Raw genomic sequence first — 17,710 nt, forward strand, 5'->3', positions numbered from 1 at the left:
GGATACAAAATGACAAATGAGAATAATAAAGATTCAAAAGAAAAAGTAGAAGTGATAGACCCAAGCGATATGCGCTATAAAGATGATGAATATTTTAAATCAAATCAACATACCAATGAAGATCATCAATTTGAGGATAAAAGAATGATTAAGAAAACATATTCTTATGGATGTACGCATACAGGTTGTGGATGTACTATAGGGTGTTTTTCAATCATGTTCATCTCCTTTTTATTATCTTGGTTAGTATATTGGTTATTCTAAATAATATATTAAAAGCCAACATCCTTATTAAAGGACGTTGGCTTAATTTTTTAATCTTCTTTTGAATTTTGTGAGCTATTATTGGATGAGCTTTGATTACTTGAACGTTCCTGAGTGCTACTGCTTTGATTACTAGATTGTTGAGTTTGACTCGTGTTTTTTTGAACAGATTGATTACTACTATTGCTAGTATTACTATTTGATTGCGATTGTTGTTTTCTATTATCCTGTTGAGAACTTGGTTGTTGTGAACTTGATTGTTGTGAACTAGGCTGTTGAGATGATGATTTCTCTTCTGAACTTGGTTGTTCTTGAGGTTTATTATCATTTTTATTTTCTGACTTAGACTGCTCAGTTGTCTTCTCATCTGTTTGTGCTTCTTGAGTTTGTTGTGATGAGCGTGGTTCTGCCTTTTGTTGTTTAGTTTTTTGCTTTTCTTGAGTGTTTCTTTGTTGAGTTGGTGTCTGTTGTGTCTTCTCAGATGTGCTTGGAGCTTGTTGTGTTGACTGCTTTGTTTGTTGTGTCTCTTGTGTTTGTTGTGTTTGACGCGTTTGTTGAGTCTGTTGTGTTTGTTGTGGAGCTTGTTGTGTTTTGTTTACTTTAGTATCTTTAGATTTGTCTTTGTCATTATCCTTATTTTTATCTTTGTCTTTATCTTTCTTGTCATCTTTCTTCTTATCATTTTGTTCAGTTTTATCACTGTTAAGACGCTCATTAGCTTTTTTAGAACTGTCTACAAAAGAGAATATTCCAAATGCTAAGCCAATTAATAAAAGTAATACTATGATGGTACTAATTATTTTTGCCAAACCACTCATTCCTTACTTACCTCTCTTTCAATTATTAGGAATTCATATATAATAAAATTTAAGTTTGTTTATTATGCTCATTTTTACGATATTTATTGTTCAATGATTCATTTTGAAAATAAAAAACCTTCCTTATAACTATAGTTGAATGAAATATATAGTTATAATTCAACTTTATATAATGAACTAACTACTCGTTAAAAGCAATTAATTATAATTTACTAAAAACTGTATGTTTTCATTTGCCTATTTTTTATATGATAACATCATACTCATAAGTAAACACTATATTTTTAATTTCTTAATCTAAACTTAACATGAATGGTACGTGATTAAATGTATGACTTTAATAATGAGAATTCACAAAATAAAAAATCTCACAATAATTTGAAATACATGATGATTAAAAATGATAATTATGAAGACAGTAAGTCAAATCATATTGCTGGATTTATAATCACATTATTAATTATAGCCCTCATTGTAATAATTAAATGGTTACTTGGGTAATAATATATTACATCAATCTAATAGATAATAACCTTAAATTAGACTAATCAAACAATTAAAGAGACTTTAAAATCTATTGAAATCATTTTCTGTAAAAAGTGATTTATGTATTTTAAAATATAAAAAAGGACCCATACGTTGCTCGCATGGATCCACTACTAAAGGGAGTCAAAATTTACCTTCGTTAGTATATTATGGGGTATACTCATACTAATTAAGAGATGTTTAATTAATTATCGAAGGTACAATTTAATTATAACTGAAATGTTTTAATTTTAAATGCAAATTCATAAAAGTATTTGACATCTTATTGGCTAAAAAATGTATAATTTTTGAATATTAATAATCACTATCAATAAGGTAAGCGCTTTTATTTTTAAAATGAGGTGAAATGATGAAACAATACTTAATTACTGGTGGAACTGGAATGGTAGGTTCACATTTAGTAAAGGAAATTAAAAAGACGGATGCACATATTACTATTTTAACCCGACAAGATAAAACATCTAATGAATCTAAAATTACTTACGTCAATTGGTCAAAAGAAGGCTGGCAAAATGACGTTCCTGATATAGATGTAGTTATCAATTTAGCAGGTGCAACGCTCAATAAACGCTGGACTAAATCACAAAAACAAGTCATGATGGTTAGTCGTATTCAGTCTACACAAGCTTTATATGAGTTATTTGAAAGCCGTACTCAAAAACCAGAAGTTTTATTTAACGCGAGTGCTATGGGATATTATCCTCCTGATTTATATTATAGTTATACAGAATTATATCAAACTTTACCTTTTGATTTTCTATCAGATATTGTTTACCAATGGGAACGTTTCGCTAATAAATTTAAAGATTTCGGAACACGAGTAGTCTTAGGAAGATTTGGACTTATTCTCTCTGATACTGGTGGAGCGTTACAAACTATGGAATTACCGTACCGTTTTTATGTCGGTGGTAAATTAGGTTCAGGTCAACAATGGTATTCTTGGATTCACATAGATGATTTAATCAGAGGTATTATATTTACTATAGATAATAAAGATGCACACGGTCCTTTCAATTTAACAGCACCAATCCCTGAAAGACAAAACTTATTTGGATATACTTTAGCTAGAGCAATGCATAAACCTCATGAAACTTGGGCGCCAAAATTAGCAATGCGTTTAGTTCTTGGAGAAATGTCAACAGTTGTTTTAGACACTCAAAAGGTTTTACCAAATAAGTTACACGCACTCGGCTTTGAGTTTAAGTTTAACAATTTAAAGAATGCGTTAGATGATTTAGTTAAAGCCTAAGAAATTACAACGTACGAAGAAGGTTTATAAAATGAAAGACAATCAATTAACTTATATTTTGTTAATTATTGCTAGTATTTTATTAATATTGAATGGAATATTTGCATTTGATCACACAATTGCAATGATATTAATGTCATTACTCTTTACAATTGTAGGTTTAACATTATTCATTGTAGTTTTGCGATTACTTATAAAAGAAAAGAAGCACTAAGCAATAAAATGATTAAGAGACATGATTTGTGATTCATAAACAAGTTGAACATGTTAACTCAACTTTTAATTTTCACAATATCGTTGTCTCTTTTTTTATAAGTATTGAATGTTGATTTTTTCACCCACTCTAAGCGATTTATTTAATTGAAAAATTTTTAAGAAACCTATAACGAGAAAACGCCTTGAGCTAAAACTACATAAAAAAACTGCCCACAAAGTTAGTAACTTTGTAGACAGTGTGACAGAAAATTAACTAAAAGATATTCTAGCTTTTAATTATTTACTTTCTGGCTCCATGACTTCATCGATTAAACCATATTCTTTTGCTTCTTCAGCAGTTAAGAAGTTATCACGATCAGTATCTTGTTGAATTTTCTCAATTGATTGACCTGTACGCTCAGCTAAAATACGATTTAATTTTTCACGAGTTTTTAAAATATGGTTTGCAGCAATTTCGATTTCAGTCGCTTGACCTTGTGCACCACCTAAAGGTTGGTGAATCATAACTTCAGCATTTGGTAATGCAAAACGTTTACCTTTAGCTCCTGCTGCTAATAAGAATGATCCCATAGATGCTGCCATACCAATACAAATTGTTTGAACATCCGGTTTAATATGTTGAATTGTATCATAAATAGCAAAACCTGCTGTAACACTACCACCTGGTGAATTGATATATAAGTAGATGTCTTTTTCAGAGTCTTGAGCTTGTAAGAATAATAATTGAGATACAATTGAATTAGCTACATTATCATCAATTTGAGAACCTAACATGATAATACGGTCTTTTAATAAACGGGAATAAATATCATATGCGCGTTCACCGCGATTTGTTGTTTCAATAACTGTAGGAATTAAATTCATCTATTTTTCCTCCTTGTAATAACTGTTGAATTTTATTTTACCTTAAAAGTCAAAAATGGTCAAAATTTTGAACTTACTATTTAAAAATTCAGTTTGACGCTTAACTATAAGATTTGTAAACTAGAATTATCGTTTTTATTGTACTGTTATCACTATTATTAGTACAGAAAAATGTTTCTATCCTCATTTACCCCTCGTAGTGTAATGGATAACACATGAGATTCCGGTTCTTATAATAGAGGTTCAATTCCTCTCGAGGGGGCTTTTAACTTTAAATTACATACATTTTTTACATTGAAAACGCTGTAATGACGGCGTTCTTTTTTGTCTTGTCAATTAATAAAACACGATATAAAACGTAGTTTCATGAAATTTTACATGACCCTGCTCTTCTAAACATAAATGAGGTATTTTTGAATTTATTTCAAAAATACCTATGCTTACATTTCGATTTGTTCTCCATTACGTATTTTATCTGCAAGTTCATTAAGTTTTCTTAGTCGATGGTTCATACCCGACTTAGATATTGGCCCAGTTGAAATCATTTCACCTAATTCTTTCAATGATATCTCTTGATGTTCAACTCGTAATTTAGCTACCTCTCTCAATCGGTCTGGTAAGTTATCCAAACCAATTTCTTGATCAATAAGTTGTATGCTCTCAACTTGTCTCATGGCTGCGCTCACTGTTTTATTTAGATTCGCTGTTTCACAGTTTACTAACCGATTCACAGAATTCCTCATATCTCTAACAATGCGCACATCTTCAAATTTCAGTAACGCTTGATAACCACCTATTAAACTAAGAAAATCCGAAATTTTTTCAGCTTCTTTTAGATAAGCAATACTACCTTTTTTACGTTCAAGATGCTTTGCATTTAATTCATAACTATTCATTAATTTAGTCAAACCTTCTGAGTGACTTTCATATTGCGAGAAGATTTCGAGATGATAAGAAGATGTTTCAGGATTATTTACTGAGCCACCAGCAAGAAAGGCTCCTCTTAAATAACTTCGTCTCATTTCGTCATCTTTAATCATGTCAGGATCAATTTCATGGGTAAAGATGCCCTCTTTAAGTATTCCAAGATCATTTAAGATTTCTTTCGCTAACATTTTTGTACGACAAATATAGATGTTGTTCTTTTTTAGTTTCATCTTTTTTCGAACCAATATTTCAACTTCTACATTAAAAATTCGTTTAATAAGAGAGTATATTCGTCGTGCTGTCGTTGCATTTTCAGTCTGTACGTTAATTACAAATTGTTGATTAGATAAACTAAGTGCGCCATTCATACGAATTAATGCACTGAGCTCTGCTTTAGCATTTGCTTCATCAACTTCAATACGTGTTAATTCATTTTTCATGTCTGATGCAAAGCTCATAGAATACTCATTCCTTCCTAAATCAACTCTATTTTGATCTATGTATGGTCGACATAGAGATTACATTACACTACTTTGATAAAACACACGTAAGCTATCATATCATAACAAATATTGCACTAACACTATTTATGTTTATCATTAGGGTTAAACTGAATTGTGCTTGTTAATTCTAGTGCAAGCTCATAAATCATACCTGATAAAATTTTAGTATTATGGCGTACGAAGTGTTCGTCAGAAATTTCAATTAAATTTGAAGCTGTTAAAACTCTTATACCTTTGTTTTTTAGCTCTTCTTTATGAACTTCTACTGGTTTTGAATTTTTTTCTTCATATTTACGTAAAACGTCTTTGCTATAATTTTCATTACTGCATATCACAAAGTCGATAAAATCTTCACCGACTTGTTGGCAAATTGCATCTATATGTTCTTTAACATCGTAATTATCTGTTTCTCCCGGTTGAGTCATTACGTTAGAAACATAAAGTTTTGGTGCATTAGAGCGAAGTAATGCTTCAGAAATCCCTTTAACACATAAATTAGAGATAACACTTGTATATAACGAACCAGGCCCAAGAACGATTAAATCTGCATGTTCTAGTGCCTCAACCGCTTCTTCCATAGGTTCAACATCCCCAGGTTCTAAAAAGACGCGATCTATTTTTTTATTTGTTTTAGGTATGTTGGTTTCTCCACGAACAATTTCTCCGTCTTCCATGACTGCATTCAATTGAACACTTGTGTTTGTTGATGGTATAACTTGCCCTTTGATATTGAGAACTTTACTAAGTTCTTTTATCGCATGACCGAAATCATTAGTTATACTTGTCATCCCTGCAATAACCAAATTCCCTAGTGAGTGGCCGTCGACTTTATTTTCATCAAAACGGTATTGAAAAAGTTGAGTTAACGTTGATTCTGAATCACTAAGCGCTGCGATAACATTACGTATATCACCTGGAGCAGGTATATCCATAACATCTCTAATCTTCCCTGTGCTTCCGCCGTTATCAGCGACAGTAACAATAGCAGTAATATCTATAGGGAATTCTCTTAATCCTCTTGCTAGAACAGATAAGCCTGTTCCTCCTCCGATAAGTACTACTTTCATTTGTTTCATTTTTTCTCTCCACTTTCAATATGAGCATCTCTGTGATGCACATAGACATTGTAATCAAAAATCTCATCAAGATATTCGCCTAAACGTTTTGCTAAAGCAACTGATCGGTGTTGACCACCTGTACATCCTATGGCAATAACAAGTTGTGACTTTCCTTCTTTTTTATAACCTGGGATCATATACTTTAAGAGGTCTGTTAATTTGTCAAAGAAAATCTCAGTTTCTTTCCATTTCATTACATAGTTATAGACCAGATCATCAAGACCAGTCAGCGGGCGTAGTTCTTCTACATAGTATGGATTTGGTAAAAATCTTACATCGAATACTAAATCAGCATCCATTTGAATTCCATGTTTAAAACCAAAACTGGTAACATTAATCGTAAACGTTTCAAAATTATCATCTAAATAAAATTTAGCGATCCTATGCTTTAATTCCTTAGGTTTTAATAGCGTCGTATCGATAACAAAGTTTGCAATGCTTCTAATTTCAGAAAGATGTTCTCTCTCCTCATTAATTGCTTCAATAAGAGAACGTTGTCCATTTTCATTCAATGGATGTGCTCTTCTTGATTCTTTATAACGAGAAATAAGTTTTTCTGTTTTAGCCTCTAAAAACATGACGTCTACGATAACATCATTACGACTTTTAATGATATCAATTTCTTTAATTAAAGATTTAAATAACTCCTTCCCTCTTAAATCAATGGCAATTGCCACCTTTTGTAAAGAAGGATTACCTTGTTCCATGAGTTCTACAAATTTGGGTAATAAAACTGGTGGTAAATTATCTACGCAGAAGAACCCCATATCTTCAAGACTTTGTATCACTAGTGATTTACCCGCTCCTGACATGCCTGTAACAACTAATAATTCACTTTTAACAATTTCATTTTCGCTATTTTTCATTTTTTAAAGTCACCACCATTTAAGTTCTTCGCTCTTACTTCATATAATTAAATTAATCTTATCATACTAGTATATCTAAAGGAATCTTCTTTATTAATCAAAAAAGCTAGAACGATTGATAGCGACTACTTGTCGACATCAATGTCCTAGCTACATGTGATTGTGTAGATTAAGCTTCTAATTTATCTTTAAGCTCTGTGATATAATCTGCTGCACTTTGAGCTGCAATACTACCGTCTCCCGTTGCAGTTACAATTTGACGTAATCCTTTATCACGAACATCACCAGCTGCAAAGATTCCAGGGACATTCGTACTCATATCAGCTTTAGTGACAATATATCCTGTTTCATTTGTGATTCCTAAATTAGTAAATGGTGCTGTTAAAGGTTTCATTCCAATGTAAATGAAAACTCCATCAGCATCGTACGTTTCTTCCGAACCATCTTTAGTAGATTCTAAAGTTACTGATCCTACTTTGCCATCTTTTTCGTTGATTGTTTTTAAAGTATGACTCCAAATGAAATCAACTTTTTCATTTTTGAAAGCACGTTCTTGTAAAATATTCTGCGCACGTAATTCATCTCTTCTATGAACGATTGTTACTTTATCAGCGAATTTAGTTAAGAATGTTCCTTCTTCAACTGCTGAGTCGCCACCACCAATAACAAATAATCGTTTATTTTTAAAGAAGGCACCATCACACACAGCACAGTAACTTACACCACGTCCACCAAGTTCTTGTTCCCCAGGCACACCAATTTTTTTATATTCTGCACCAGTTGAGATAATCACTGCATGAGCCGTAATTTCTTTATTACCTAAGTTAATTACTTTGTAGTCACCTTTATCTTCTACAGATTTAATATCTCCATATTGATACTCTGCTCCAAATTTTTTCGCGTGTTCAAACATTTTCGTAGATAAATCTGGACCCGTAATCATTTCAAATCCTGGAAAGTTCTCTACCTCTTCAGTGTTGGCCATTTGACCACCTGGTATACCACGTTCAATCATAACTGTTTTTAAATTTGCACGAGATGCATAAACTGCTGCTGTCATACCGGCAGGACCTGCGCCGATAATGGCTACGTCAAAATCTACTTCAGTCATTTTTTAATGCCTCCTAGTTATTAATCATTATCGCATTATATACTATACCATTTATTTCTTAAATTTATATGCTCAAAATAAAAGCAATGGTTTTATCTAATTTATATCGTGTGATTTCAAAAGAATCAATAATTTGTTTTTTAGTCATAGCGTGATTGGTATATTTATAGTGCATATATACAAATGCAGCTAAATATCTGTCTACCTCTGCTAAATCAACTTTTTCAGAGATAATCGCTTCAGCTTGATCAATCCAGTCAATAAATAGTGAGGTATCGTTTTTAAAATAATCCATTTCATATAATTTCAACATACCTCTGTGAATAAAATCTAATTTATTTAATGTTAATCCTTGTACCAGATACGTTAGATATAATTTTTCATAATCATTCATTGATTCTAAGATTGACCAAATCTCTTCTGTCATAAGAATTTCTTTACCATTGAGTTGATTTAATAAAAAGATTCCATATAGTCTATAATGACTATCGTCATCCAATAATAGTGGAAGAATGCGTTGGTTAAAAACTGATTTACTTTCCTCAAGCACCCATGGCGCATAACCAACATCTACTTTAGATATCTGTAGTAATTTATTCCATAAGTCTACACTTTCATCTTTATTTCCGAGGTAATAAAAATTAAAGCTCAATGCATTATACATTTGAATGGATAAAAACTTACCCTTTTTATATAGAGGATAAAGTAAATTTTGAGATGCTTGATACTGTTTTAAATAACTTAATACAATTCCTAGTTTAAAACTTTCATCATCATTCATAGGTACAACTTTGTTTAATATTTTAAGATACCTCTTATATTTCTCCATTTCATTTGTGTTATAAAGTAAGAGTGTATAATGACATAAGGCATGAACATCTGAATTATCTTCACTCAATAACGCTTCAAACATCTCTTTAGCTGTTTCATACTCACTTAAATAAAGATAGCACATCGCAAGCAGATTACGTATAACACGATGGGATTGAATATGCTCATCTTGACTTAGAATATATGCTCGCGCGTCATTCAGTCGTCCTTGTGAAAATAAAAATTGGAATAATAATTGTGTAGCAAATAATTGTGCTTCTAATTCAATTTTATGTTCACTTGTATAGGTCACTTCGAATGTCTTTTCTAGTACTTCTCTAAAGTCTTGATCATCTGTTAAAAGTACATAATTAATACCAAACAAGAATGCCTTGTTTGGTTCATTCAACTCTATATTTAATTGACTTAACTCATAGAAACTATCTGCAACATGAAAATCATTTACAATATTTTCGTAAAATATTTGCTCTGCTTTTCTACCTAAATTTATTTTCGTTAAACATTGTGCATAATGTAATTGAATATCATAATCTTCAGGTGACAATTCGAGCACTTTGCTATAGTAATTTGCAGCTTTATTATAATCTTGTTGTTGCCATTTTTGTATAGCCATTTTACGGTAAAAAGTTTCGTCGAAAATCATTGGTATTATCTTATTGTCTTCACGTGCCATTAATTGTCACCTCCTCTATCAACTTTTATATGCATAGGATTACCAAATACAAAGCTATAATCAGGTATATCTTTAGTGATGACCGTACCAGCTCCGACTTTTACATGGTTTCCTATTCTAACTCCAGGTAAAATCGTCACATTAGCACCAATCAATGTATGATGCCCAATGGTAACTCTACCTTGTCGCCATTCATCGATAAGTACTTCATGCGTTAATATTGTAGTATTATAACCAATAACACTATTGTTGCCAACAGAAATTAACTCTGGATAAAACAAGTCAGGTAAAACTTTATATGCAAATGCTGTATTCTGACCTATAGCCATTTTTAAAAACTTGCGATAAATAGAGCGTTTTAGACGCATGCTTGGTATAAAACGAGAAATTTCAATAATAATCGTTTGTTTAAAAACCTTAGGAAATCTCACTATTTTATAAACTTGCCACAGAGGGTTTATGGAGAAAGGTTTTTGTTTGTTTAATCGTCTCACCATACACACTACGCCCTTTTACCTGGCCATTGAAGTGGTCCAGAATTTTTAAAAGTTGAAGGATGATACTTAACTCTTCTATATACAATAAGAATAATGCTAACAACGATAAGAATGACTGATACGAGTTGTGCAACTCTAATATGACTTGTAAGCATTAAACTATCAGTTCGCAGTCCTTCAACGAAGAATCGGCCAATTGAATACCAAATAAGATAAATAAAGAACGTTTCCCCTATTTTTAGATGTTTCCTCAAATTAATTAGAATTATAAAACCGAGAACATCCCACGCAGATTCATATAAAAATGTAGGATGATAATACTGACCATCGATATACATATTTCTAATAATAAAATCCGGTAAATGTAAGTGTTCTAAAAACGCCTTCGATACAGGTCCACCATGGGCTTCATGATTCATAAAATTACCCCATCTACCTATACCTTGAGCTAATATAATACCTGGCGCTACAATATCACCGATTTGTAACGGGTGTAGATTTTTAGACCTACATACGATAACACCTGTAATAAATCCACCAATTAAACCACCGTGGATTGCTATACCTCCATGCCATATCTTCGGTATTTCACCTGGATTTTGCATGTAATATGGCCATTGGAAAATCACGAAGTATAAACGTGCCACAATAAAACCAAATATAGCACTATAGAATATAATATCTATTAATGTATCTTTATGTAAGCCAACATTTTTTAGTGCAGCTTGTGCAATAAAATAACCCAGTAATATACCACATGCGATAATAATTCCATACCAACGAACATGTACAGGTCCAATACTAAAAGCAATTGGATCAATGTATCCTAGAGTTAAACCCATTTCATACTACTCCTCACTTTTATGACTATTGCGAACGATTTCTTCATTTAAACGCTCACTAAACTCTTCAGCTGTATTAATTCCCATTATATTTAATCGATAATTCATCGCTGCAACTTCAATAATTACGGCAACATTTCGACCGGGTCTGACAGGAATTGTTTTTTTAGTAATTTCAGTATCGAGGATTTTCAAAGTTTCCTCATTAAGCCCAACTCGATCATATAATTTATCTTTATTCCAATTCTCTAAATTAATATTTAAACGAATTTGTTTCTCAGTCAAAATAGACCCTGCACCAAATAGAGTCATAACATTAATAATTCCCAGTCCTCGAATCTCAAGTAAATGCTCAATCAATTTAGGTGGTTTGCCTATTAATTCGTCTTTAGTGATTTCTTTAATTTCAACATTATCATCAGCTACAAGTCTGTGACCACGTTTAACTAATTCTAATGCAGTCTCACTTTTACCTATACCTGAATCACCTGTAATTAATACACCTACTCCATAAACATCGACGAGTACTCCATGTAAAGATGTGGTTTTAGCTAATTCATGCTCTAAAAATGTAGTCAAACGACTCATCAAACTTGTCGTAGCATCTTTAGCAATAATAATAGGTGTATTTAGTTCTTTTGCTGCAGAAATTAATTCTTCAGGGGGCTCTAATCCTCGCGTCACAATAATTGCTGGAGTTTCAGGTCGACATAATTTTCTCATTCTTCCTTCTTTCTCATCATCAGGAAGTAGATTATAGAAAGATAGTTCAGTAGTTCCTAACAATTGAATTCTATCTGAAGCATAGTGAGAGAAATAGCCTGCCATTTCTAGACCAGGACGTGATATATCCGTATTTTTTATCGGTCTATTTAAGCCTTTTTCTCCGGCGATTAAATCTAGATTAAGTGTATTAACCAGTCTTTCTGTTGTTAACATGGGTTCACCTCAAATTATAATATCCCTTCGTATCTATTCTCTATTCTATTATCATATCAAAAATGAACTCACAATCTATATTAAAATGACGATTTAACTTTTAAAATATTCTTAAATAACCATTAACTTAAATATATGAATGTCAAATTCTTTTAACATCTGAGGAGAGTATTTTAACCATTAGTAAATTATAGGTTTGAATTCTTGTATTAAAGTTAGAAAACACTCACTTTAACTTGCATATCTCAATAAATACTTTAGAAAAAACTTTATTAGCTATGGACTTGTTGCAATGGTTAATAAGAATTAAAAACTTACAATGAATATATCTTAATTTTAAAAGCTATCATTATGATAAAGAATTAAGGCTAGGACAATATTAATGTCCTAGCCTGTCAAAGTTGGTTAGCATTAGTAAAGGTTAACTAAAACTTTGAAGCGTTATCTTTACTAATTGGCTATTTATTTATTCTATACTGTCTCTTTCTAAAACAGGTTTTAAATATGTTCCAGTATAAGAGTCTTTATTTTCAGCAATTTCTTCCGGAGTACCAGTACCAACTATAGTACCCCCGCCTTCGCCACCTTCAGGTCCAAGATCAATAATGTGATCTGCAGTTTTAATTACATCTAAGTTGTGTTCAATAATCACAACTGTATCACCGTTTTCTACTAATCGATTTAAAACTTTTAACAAACGGCTAATATCATCAACGTGCAGCCCCGTTGTAGGTTCATCAAGGATATAAATAGAACGTCCTGTGGAACGCTTATGCAATTCAGAAGCTAATTTTACACGTTGAGCTTCACCACCTGAAAGAGTTGTCGCCTGTTGTCCTAAAGTAATATAACCTAAGCCGACATCAACAAGTGTTTGAAGCTTTCGATTAATTTTTGGAATATTTTCGAAGAAATGTGTTGCTTCTTCAACAGTCATTTCTAATACATCGGCAATATTTTTACCTTTATAAGTTACTTCCAAGGTTTCTCGATTATAACGTTTACCATCACACACTTCACATGGTACATAAACGTCTGGTAAAAAATGCATTTCTATTTTAATGATACCGTCACCTTTACAAGCTTCACAACGTCCACCTTTAACATTGAAACTAAATCTACCTTTTTGATAACCACGTATTTTAGCTTCATTCGTTTGAGCAAAGACATCTCTAATATCATCGAAAACGCCTGTATAAGTGGCTGGATTTGAACGTGGAGTTCTACCAATTGGAGATTGATCAATATCAATAATCTTATCGAGGTGATCAATACCATCAATTGTGTCAAAATCTCCAGGTTTTATTTTAGATTTATTAATTTTTTGGGCAAGAGATTTATATAAAATTTCATTAACTAATGAACTTTTACCAGAACCAGAAACTCCAGTAACAACAGTCATTACTGATAAAGGAAATTCAACATCGACGTTTTTAAGATTATTGCTTCTAGCACCTTTTATGCTAATTTTCTTATTAGTTACTTCTCGTCTATGTTCGGGTACATCAATACGTTTTTTGCCACTAAGATATTGTCCAGTTAATGATTTTTTATCTTTCATTACTTTAGCAGGTGTACCACTTGAAACAATTTCTCCACCATGATTACCTGCACCTGGACCTACATCTACTAAATAATCTGCTGCTCTCATCGTATCATCATCGTGTTCGACAACAATTAACGTATTTCCTAAATCTCTCATTTCTTTTAATGTACTAATTAGGCGATCGTTATCTCTTTGATGTAGCCCAATTGAAGGTTCATCTAATACATACAATACGCCTGTTAATCTTGAACCTATTTGTGTTGCAAGACGAATACGTTGTGCTTCCCCACCTGATAAAGTACCAGATGAACGATTTAAAGTAAGATATTCCAAACCTACGTTATTTAAGAAAGATAATCTTGAAATAATTTCCTTAAGGATTTGGTTTGCTATCGCTCTATCTTGCACACTTAATTCAATCTTTTCATAATAATTCAAAGCATTTTTAATGGAGTATTGCACGACTTCACCAATATTAAAACCGCCAACATATACAGATAAAGCTTCTTGGCTCAAACGTTTACCATGACACGTTTCACATGGAAGTTCTGTCATGTACTTGCTCATCATTTCACGGGTATACTCAGAAGGAGACTCATGGTAGCGTCGATTGATATTAGGAATGACCCCTTCGAATACCATTTTGCGTTTACGTGTGCCCCCATTACGTTGAGTGAAAGTAAACTCAATTTCTTTATCTCCAGAACCGTGCATCAAGATATTCTTTTGTCTATCTGTCAGTTTTTTATATGGTTTATCCATGTTAATCTTATAGACTTCACATACGCGTTTTAACAATGTTGGATAGAAGTCCGAACTTGTAGGCTCCCATGGTTCAATTGCACCTTCATTTAATGATTTATCTTTATCAGGAACAACTAAATCCATGTCTACTGTTAGTTTTTGACCAAGACCATCACATGTTGGGCATGCACCAAATGGACTATTGAAACTGAACATTCTTGGCTCTAACTCACCAATTGAGAATCCACAAATAGGACATGCATGATTTTCAGAAAATTTTAGTTCATCACCATCAATGACATCAACAGTCAAGTTACCTTCCGCTAGTTCTAAAGACGTTTCAATTGAATCTGCTAAACGCGTCTCAATTCCATCTTTAACGACTAAGCGGTCGACAACTACTTCAATAGTATGATTTTTATTCTTATCAAGTTCGGGCACTTCATTAACATCTACAATCTCTCCATCGACACGTAAGCGTACATAACCCTTTTTACCTATATCTTCAATTAATTTTTCGTGTGTTCCTTTTCTATGAGACACTACAGGTGCAAGTAGTTGGATTTTTGTACGTTCTTCAAGTTCTAGAATTCTATCCACCATTTGTTGAACAGTTTGAGACTCTATTTCTATTCCATGGTGCGGACAATATGGTTTACCTACGCGTGCATAAAGCAGACGTATATAGTCATAGATTTCAGTTACAGTTGCAACAGTTGATCGTGGATTTTTACTAGTTGTCTTTTGATCAATAGAAATGGCAGGTGATAAACCTTCAATTGTATCAACATCTGGCTTATCCATTTGTCCTAAAAACTGACGTGCATATGCACTTAGAGACTCAACATATCGTCTTTGTCCTTCTGCATAAATCGTATCAAATGCCAAAGAAGACTTACCAGAGCCTGAAAGTCCAGTCATGACAATAAGTTTATTTTTGGGTAGCTCAATATCTACCCCTTTTAAATTATGTGCACGTGCGCCTTTAACGACTATTGACGGTCCTTTCATTTAAACGTCACCCTTCTGCTTTTAATTCAAATAACATATCTCTTAATTCTGTTGCTTTTTCGAAGTCTAAATCTTTAGCTGCTTTCTTCATTTCTTTTTCTATATTTTCAATAGTTTTTTGTCTTTCTTTTTTAGTCATTTTCTTAGGTAGTTCTGTTTGTTTCTGATCATTAGTTTCATCACTTTCTACTGTAGCACTAATAACATCATGTATTTTCTTATTAATCGTTTTAGGAGTTATACCGTGTTCCTTATTATGCGCCGTTTGAATATCTCGACGTCTTTGCGTTTCATCAATTGCATATTGCATTGAATCAGTAATTTTATCTGCATACATAATAACTTCACCTTTATCATTACGTGCAGCACGACCTATTGTTTGAATTAAAGAACGATCTGATCGTAGAAATCCTTCTTTATCAGCATCGAGTATAACTACTAGAGACACTTCAGGTATATCAATACCCTCTCTCAACAGGTTAATCCCTACAATAGCGTCATAAGTTCCCATACGCAAATCCCGAATAATTTCGATACGTTCTAATGTTTTAATCTCAGAGTGTAAATAGTTAACTTTAATACCCGCTTCTTTCATATATGTGGTTAAATCTTCACTCATTTTTTTAGTTAATGTTGTTACTAACACACGTTCATCTCTATCTATCCGTTCTTGAATCTCACTGAGTAAATCATCAATTTGATTTTCAGTTGGTCTAACGTCGATTTTAGGATCGAGTAAGCCAGTTGGACGAATAATCTGTTCAACCATTTCATCAGTATGTTCTAATTCATAAGGTCCTGGTGTAGCAGAAACATATACAAGTTGTTTAGTTTTATCTTCGAACTCTTCAAATTTTAGAGGTCTATTATCAAGTGCACTTGGTAAACGGAACCCATGATCTACAAGCACCTGTTTACGAGCTCTGTCACCGTTATACATACCACGAATTTGTGGTAAAGTAACGTGTGATTCATCAATCATCACAAGCCAATCATCTCCAAAATAGTCAAGCAATGTAAAAGGTGTAGAGCCTAAAGGTCTTAATGTAAGATGAACAGAATAATTCTCGATACCTGAACAGAAGCCCATTTCACGCATCATTTCGAGATCATAATTCGTACGCTGTTCAAGTCGCTGAGCTTCTAATAATTTATTTTCATCACGTAATTCTTTAAGTCGTTCTTCTAATTCTTTCTCAATTCGTTCAATTGCAACTTTCATTTTTTCTTCACGAGTTACGAAGTGAGAGGCTGGGAAAATAGCAAAATGTTCACGTTCACGTATCACTTCACCAGTTAAATAATTGACCTCTCTGATGCGATCAATTTCATCTCCAAAGAACTCTACTCTAATACACATTTCTTCTCTAGATGCAGGGAAAATCTCTACAACATCTCCACGCACTCTAAAAGTACCACGTTGGAAATCAATATCATTACGTGTATATTGAACATCTACTAATTTTCGTAGCAATTCACTGCGATCCATTTCCATTCCAACTCTAACGCTAACTACTAAGTCTTTATATTCTTCCGGATTACCTAAACCATAAATACAACTTACACTAGCAATAATTATTACATCATCGCGTTCAAATAACGCACTTGTAGCCGAATGACGTAATTGGTCAATTTCGTCATTGATGGAGGCGTCCTTTTCTATGAAAGTATCAGTCGATGGAACATAAGCTTCTGGTTGATAATAATCGTAATAACTTACAAAATATTCTACTCTATTTTCAGGGAAGAATTCTTTAAACTCACTATAAAGTTGCCCAGCTAATGTCTTATTGTGTGCAATAATCAATGTAGGTTTACCGACTTCTTTGATGACGTTACTCATAGTGAATGTTTTACCTGTTCCTGTCGCACCAAGTAAAGTTTGATGACGTTTTCCATTATTCACACCATCAACAATTTTTTGTATCGCTTGAGGTTGATCCCCCTGTGGTTCAAATTCAGAATTCAACTTAAATGGAACATGTTCAACCATTCTGACATACGCCTCCTATTTAATTTCTCACTCATTTAAAATTTAACACTCACGTTTATAGTCTTAAGTTTCATTATGTACTATTCTAACAAATTTATAACGACTAAAGCAAACGTTTGTTCGCTTGGGATTTTTTTGAAAATAAAAACAAA

The 17,710-nt window shown here is 32.6% G+C and carries 15 protein-coding genes and 1 tRNA gene; 4 read left to right on the forward strand and 12 right to left on the reverse strand.

What is annotated here, in order from left to right:
* The first annotated feature begins 9 nt into the window (after window positions 1-9).
* Window positions 10-264, forward strand: coding sequence for a hypothetical protein (locus tag MHI13_RS15490; RefSeq protein WP_064210473.1), 255 nt, complete (start codon window positions 10-12; stop codon window positions 262-264).
* 50 nt (window positions 265-314) lie between these two features.
* Here the strand turns inward: MHI13_RS15490 and MHI13_RS15495 are convergent, their stop codons facing one another.
* Window positions 315-1,082: a hypothetical protein gene (locus MHI13_RS15495; protein ID WP_064210472.1), complete on the reverse strand. Its 768-nt coding sequence runs from the start codon at window positions 1,080-1,082 to the stop codon at window positions 315-317.
* Between the two features lie 895 nt (window positions 1,083-1,977).
* Between MHI13_RS15495 and MHI13_RS15500 the strand changes: the two genes are divergently transcribed.
* Both MHI13_RS15500 and MHI13_RS15505 read left to right on the forward strand, forming a co-directional pair.
* Window positions 1,978-2,877 carry a TIGR01777 family oxidoreductase gene (locus tag MHI13_RS15500; RefSeq protein WP_064210471.1) on the forward strand — a complete coding sequence of 300 codons (900 nt, stop codon included), beginning with the start codon at window positions 1,978-1,980 and terminating at the stop codon, window positions 2,875-2,877.
* Window positions 2,878-2,908: 31 nt separating this feature from the next.
* Window positions 2,909-3,091, forward strand: a complete 183-nt coding sequence (locus MHI13_RS15505) for a hypothetical protein (RefSeq protein WP_002433351.1) — start codon at window positions 2,909-2,911, stop codon at window positions 3,089-3,091.
* A 278-nt stretch (window positions 3,092-3,369) separates the two neighbouring features.
* Here the strand turns inward: MHI13_RS15505 and clpP are convergent, their stop codons facing one another.
* Window positions 3,370-3,957, reverse strand: a complete 588-nt coding sequence (gene clpP / locus MHI13_RS15510; protein WP_002433484.1) for an ATP-dependent Clp endopeptidase proteolytic subunit ClpP — start codon at window positions 3,955-3,957, stop codon at window positions 3,370-3,372.
* Between the two features lie 190 nt (window positions 3,958-4,147).
* Here clpP and MHI13_RS15515 point away from each other — a divergent pair.
* Window positions 4,148-4,219 (forward strand) — tRNA-Arg (locus tag MHI13_RS15515).
* A gap of 178 nt (window positions 4,220-4,397) precedes the next feature.
* Here MHI13_RS15515 and whiA read toward each other — a convergent pair.
* The 10 genes from whiA to uvrB form a co-directional block, all read right to left on the reverse strand.
* Window positions 4,398-5,342: a DNA-binding protein WhiA gene (gene whiA, locus MHI13_RS15520; RefSeq protein ID WP_002433095.1), complete on the reverse strand. Its 945-nt coding sequence runs from the start codon at window positions 5,340-5,342 to the stop codon at window positions 4,398-4,400.
* A 125-nt stretch (window positions 5,343-5,467) separates the two neighbouring features.
* Entirely contained in the window at window positions 5,468-6,463 is a 996-nt protein-coding gene (locus tag MHI13_RS15525) for a gluconeogenesis factor YvcK family protein (protein ID WP_002433187.1), read from the reverse strand.
* Window positions 6,460-7,371 (reverse strand): RNase adapter RapZ, encoded by a 912-nt coding sequence (gene rapZ / locus MHI13_RS15530; RefSeq protein ID WP_058121563.1) that lies wholly within the window; start codon window positions 7,369-7,371, stop codon window positions 6,460-6,462. Before rapZ ends, MHI13_RS15525 begins: the two co-directional genes overlap by 4 nt.
* 169 nt (window positions 7,372-7,540) lie before the next feature.
* The gene (gene trxB, locus MHI13_RS15535; protein WP_340761476.1) at window positions 7,541-8,482 is read right to left on the reverse strand and encodes a thioredoxin-disulfide reductase; all 942 of its coding nucleotides are present in this window, start codon (window positions 8,480-8,482) and stop codon (window positions 7,541-7,543) included.
* Between the two features lie 64 nt (window positions 8,483-8,546).
* Window positions 8,547-9,986: a tetratricopeptide repeat protein gene (locus tag MHI13_RS15540; protein WP_064210468.1), complete on the reverse strand. Its 1,440-nt coding sequence runs from the start codon at window positions 9,984-9,986 to the stop codon at window positions 8,547-8,549.
* Entirely contained in the window at window positions 9,986-10,480 is a 495-nt protein-coding gene (locus MHI13_RS15545; RefSeq protein WP_064210481.1) for an acyltransferase, read from the reverse strand. The genes MHI13_RS15540 and MHI13_RS15545 overlap by 1 nt, the downstream gene beginning before the upstream one ends.
* Window positions 10,481-10,488: 8 nt before the next feature.
* Window positions 10,489-11,325 (reverse strand): prolipoprotein diacylglyceryl transferase, encoded by an 837-nt coding sequence (gene lgt, locus MHI13_RS15550; protein ID WP_064210467.1) that lies wholly within the window; start codon window positions 11,323-11,325, stop codon window positions 10,489-10,491.
* Between the two features lie 6 nt (window positions 11,326-11,331).
* On the reverse strand, window positions 11,332-12,264 hold the full coding sequence (gene hprK / locus MHI13_RS15555; RefSeq protein ID WP_037548404.1) for an HPr(Ser) kinase/phosphatase: 933 nt from the start codon (window positions 12,262-12,264) through the stop codon (window positions 11,332-11,334).
* Between the two features lie 466 nt (window positions 12,265-12,730).
* Window positions 12,731-15,565, reverse strand: a complete 2,835-nt coding sequence (gene uvrA / locus MHI13_RS15560) for an excinuclease ABC subunit UvrA (protein WP_064210466.1) — start codon at window positions 15,563-15,565, stop codon at window positions 12,731-12,733.
* Window positions 15,566-15,572: 7 nt separating this feature from the next.
* Window positions 15,573-17,558: an excinuclease ABC subunit UvrB gene (gene uvrB, locus MHI13_RS15565; protein ID WP_002433232.1), complete on the reverse strand. Its 1,986-nt coding sequence runs from the start codon at window positions 17,556-17,558 to the stop codon at window positions 15,573-15,575.
* Window positions 17,559-17,710 lie beyond the last annotated feature (152 nt).

This window comes from Staphylococcus sp. FSL K6-0223, assembly GCF_038008285.1.

What these genes read in the sequence shown, in the direction of transcription:
- MHI13_RS15490 (WP_064210473.1), top strand. Translation starts at nt 10, where the DNA reads ATGACAAATGAGAATAATAAAGATTCAAAAGAAAAAGTAGAAGTGATA.
- MHI13_RS15495 (WP_064210472.1), bottom strand. Translation starts at nt 1,082, where the DNA reads ATGAGTGGTTTGGCAAAAATAATTAGTACCATCATAGTATTACTTTTA.
- MHI13_RS15500 (WP_064210471.1), top strand. Translation starts at nt 1,978, where the DNA reads ATGAAACAATACTTAATTACTGGTGGAACTGGAATGGTAGGTTCACAT.
- MHI13_RS15505 (WP_002433351.1), top strand. Translation starts at nt 2,909, where the DNA reads ATGAAAGACAATCAATTAACTTATATTTTGTTAATTATTGCTAGTATT.
- clpP (WP_002433484.1), bottom strand. Translation starts at nt 3,957, where the DNA reads ATGAATTTAATTCCTACAGTTATTGAAACAACAAATCGCGGTGAACGC.
- whiA (WP_002433095.1), bottom strand. Translation starts at nt 5,342, where the DNA reads ATGAGCTTTGCATCAGACATGAAAAATGAATTAACACGTATTGAAGTT.
- MHI13_RS15525 (WP_002433187.1), bottom strand. Translation starts at nt 6,463, where the DNA reads ATGAAACAAATGAAAGTAGTACTTATCGGAGGAGGAACAGGCTTATCT.
- rapZ (WP_058121563.1), bottom strand. Translation starts at nt 7,371, where the DNA reads ATGAAAAATAGCGAAAATGAAATTGTTAAAAGTGAATTATTAGTTGTT.
- trxB (WP_340761476.1), bottom strand. Translation starts at nt 8,482, where the DNA reads ATGACTGAAGTAGATTTTGACGTAGCCATTATCGGCGCAGGTCCTGCC.
- MHI13_RS15540 (WP_064210468.1), bottom strand. Translation starts at nt 9,986, where the DNA reads ATGGCACGTGAAGACAATAAGATAATACCAATGATTTTCGACGAAACT.
- lgt (WP_064210467.1), bottom strand. Translation starts at nt 11,325, where the DNA reads ATGGGTTTAACTCTAGGATACATTGATCCAATTGCTTTTAGTATTGGA.
- hprK (WP_037548404.1), bottom strand. Translation starts at nt 12,264, where the DNA reads ATGTTAACAACAGAAAGACTGGTTAATACACTTAATCTAGATTTAATC.
- uvrA (WP_064210466.1), bottom strand. Translation starts at nt 15,565, where the DNA reads ATGAAAGGACCGTCAATAGTCGTTAAAGGCGCACGTGCACATAATTTA.
- uvrB (WP_002433232.1), bottom strand. Translation starts at nt 17,558, where the DNA reads ATGGTTGAACATGTTCCATTTAAGTTGAATTCTGAATTTGAACCACAG.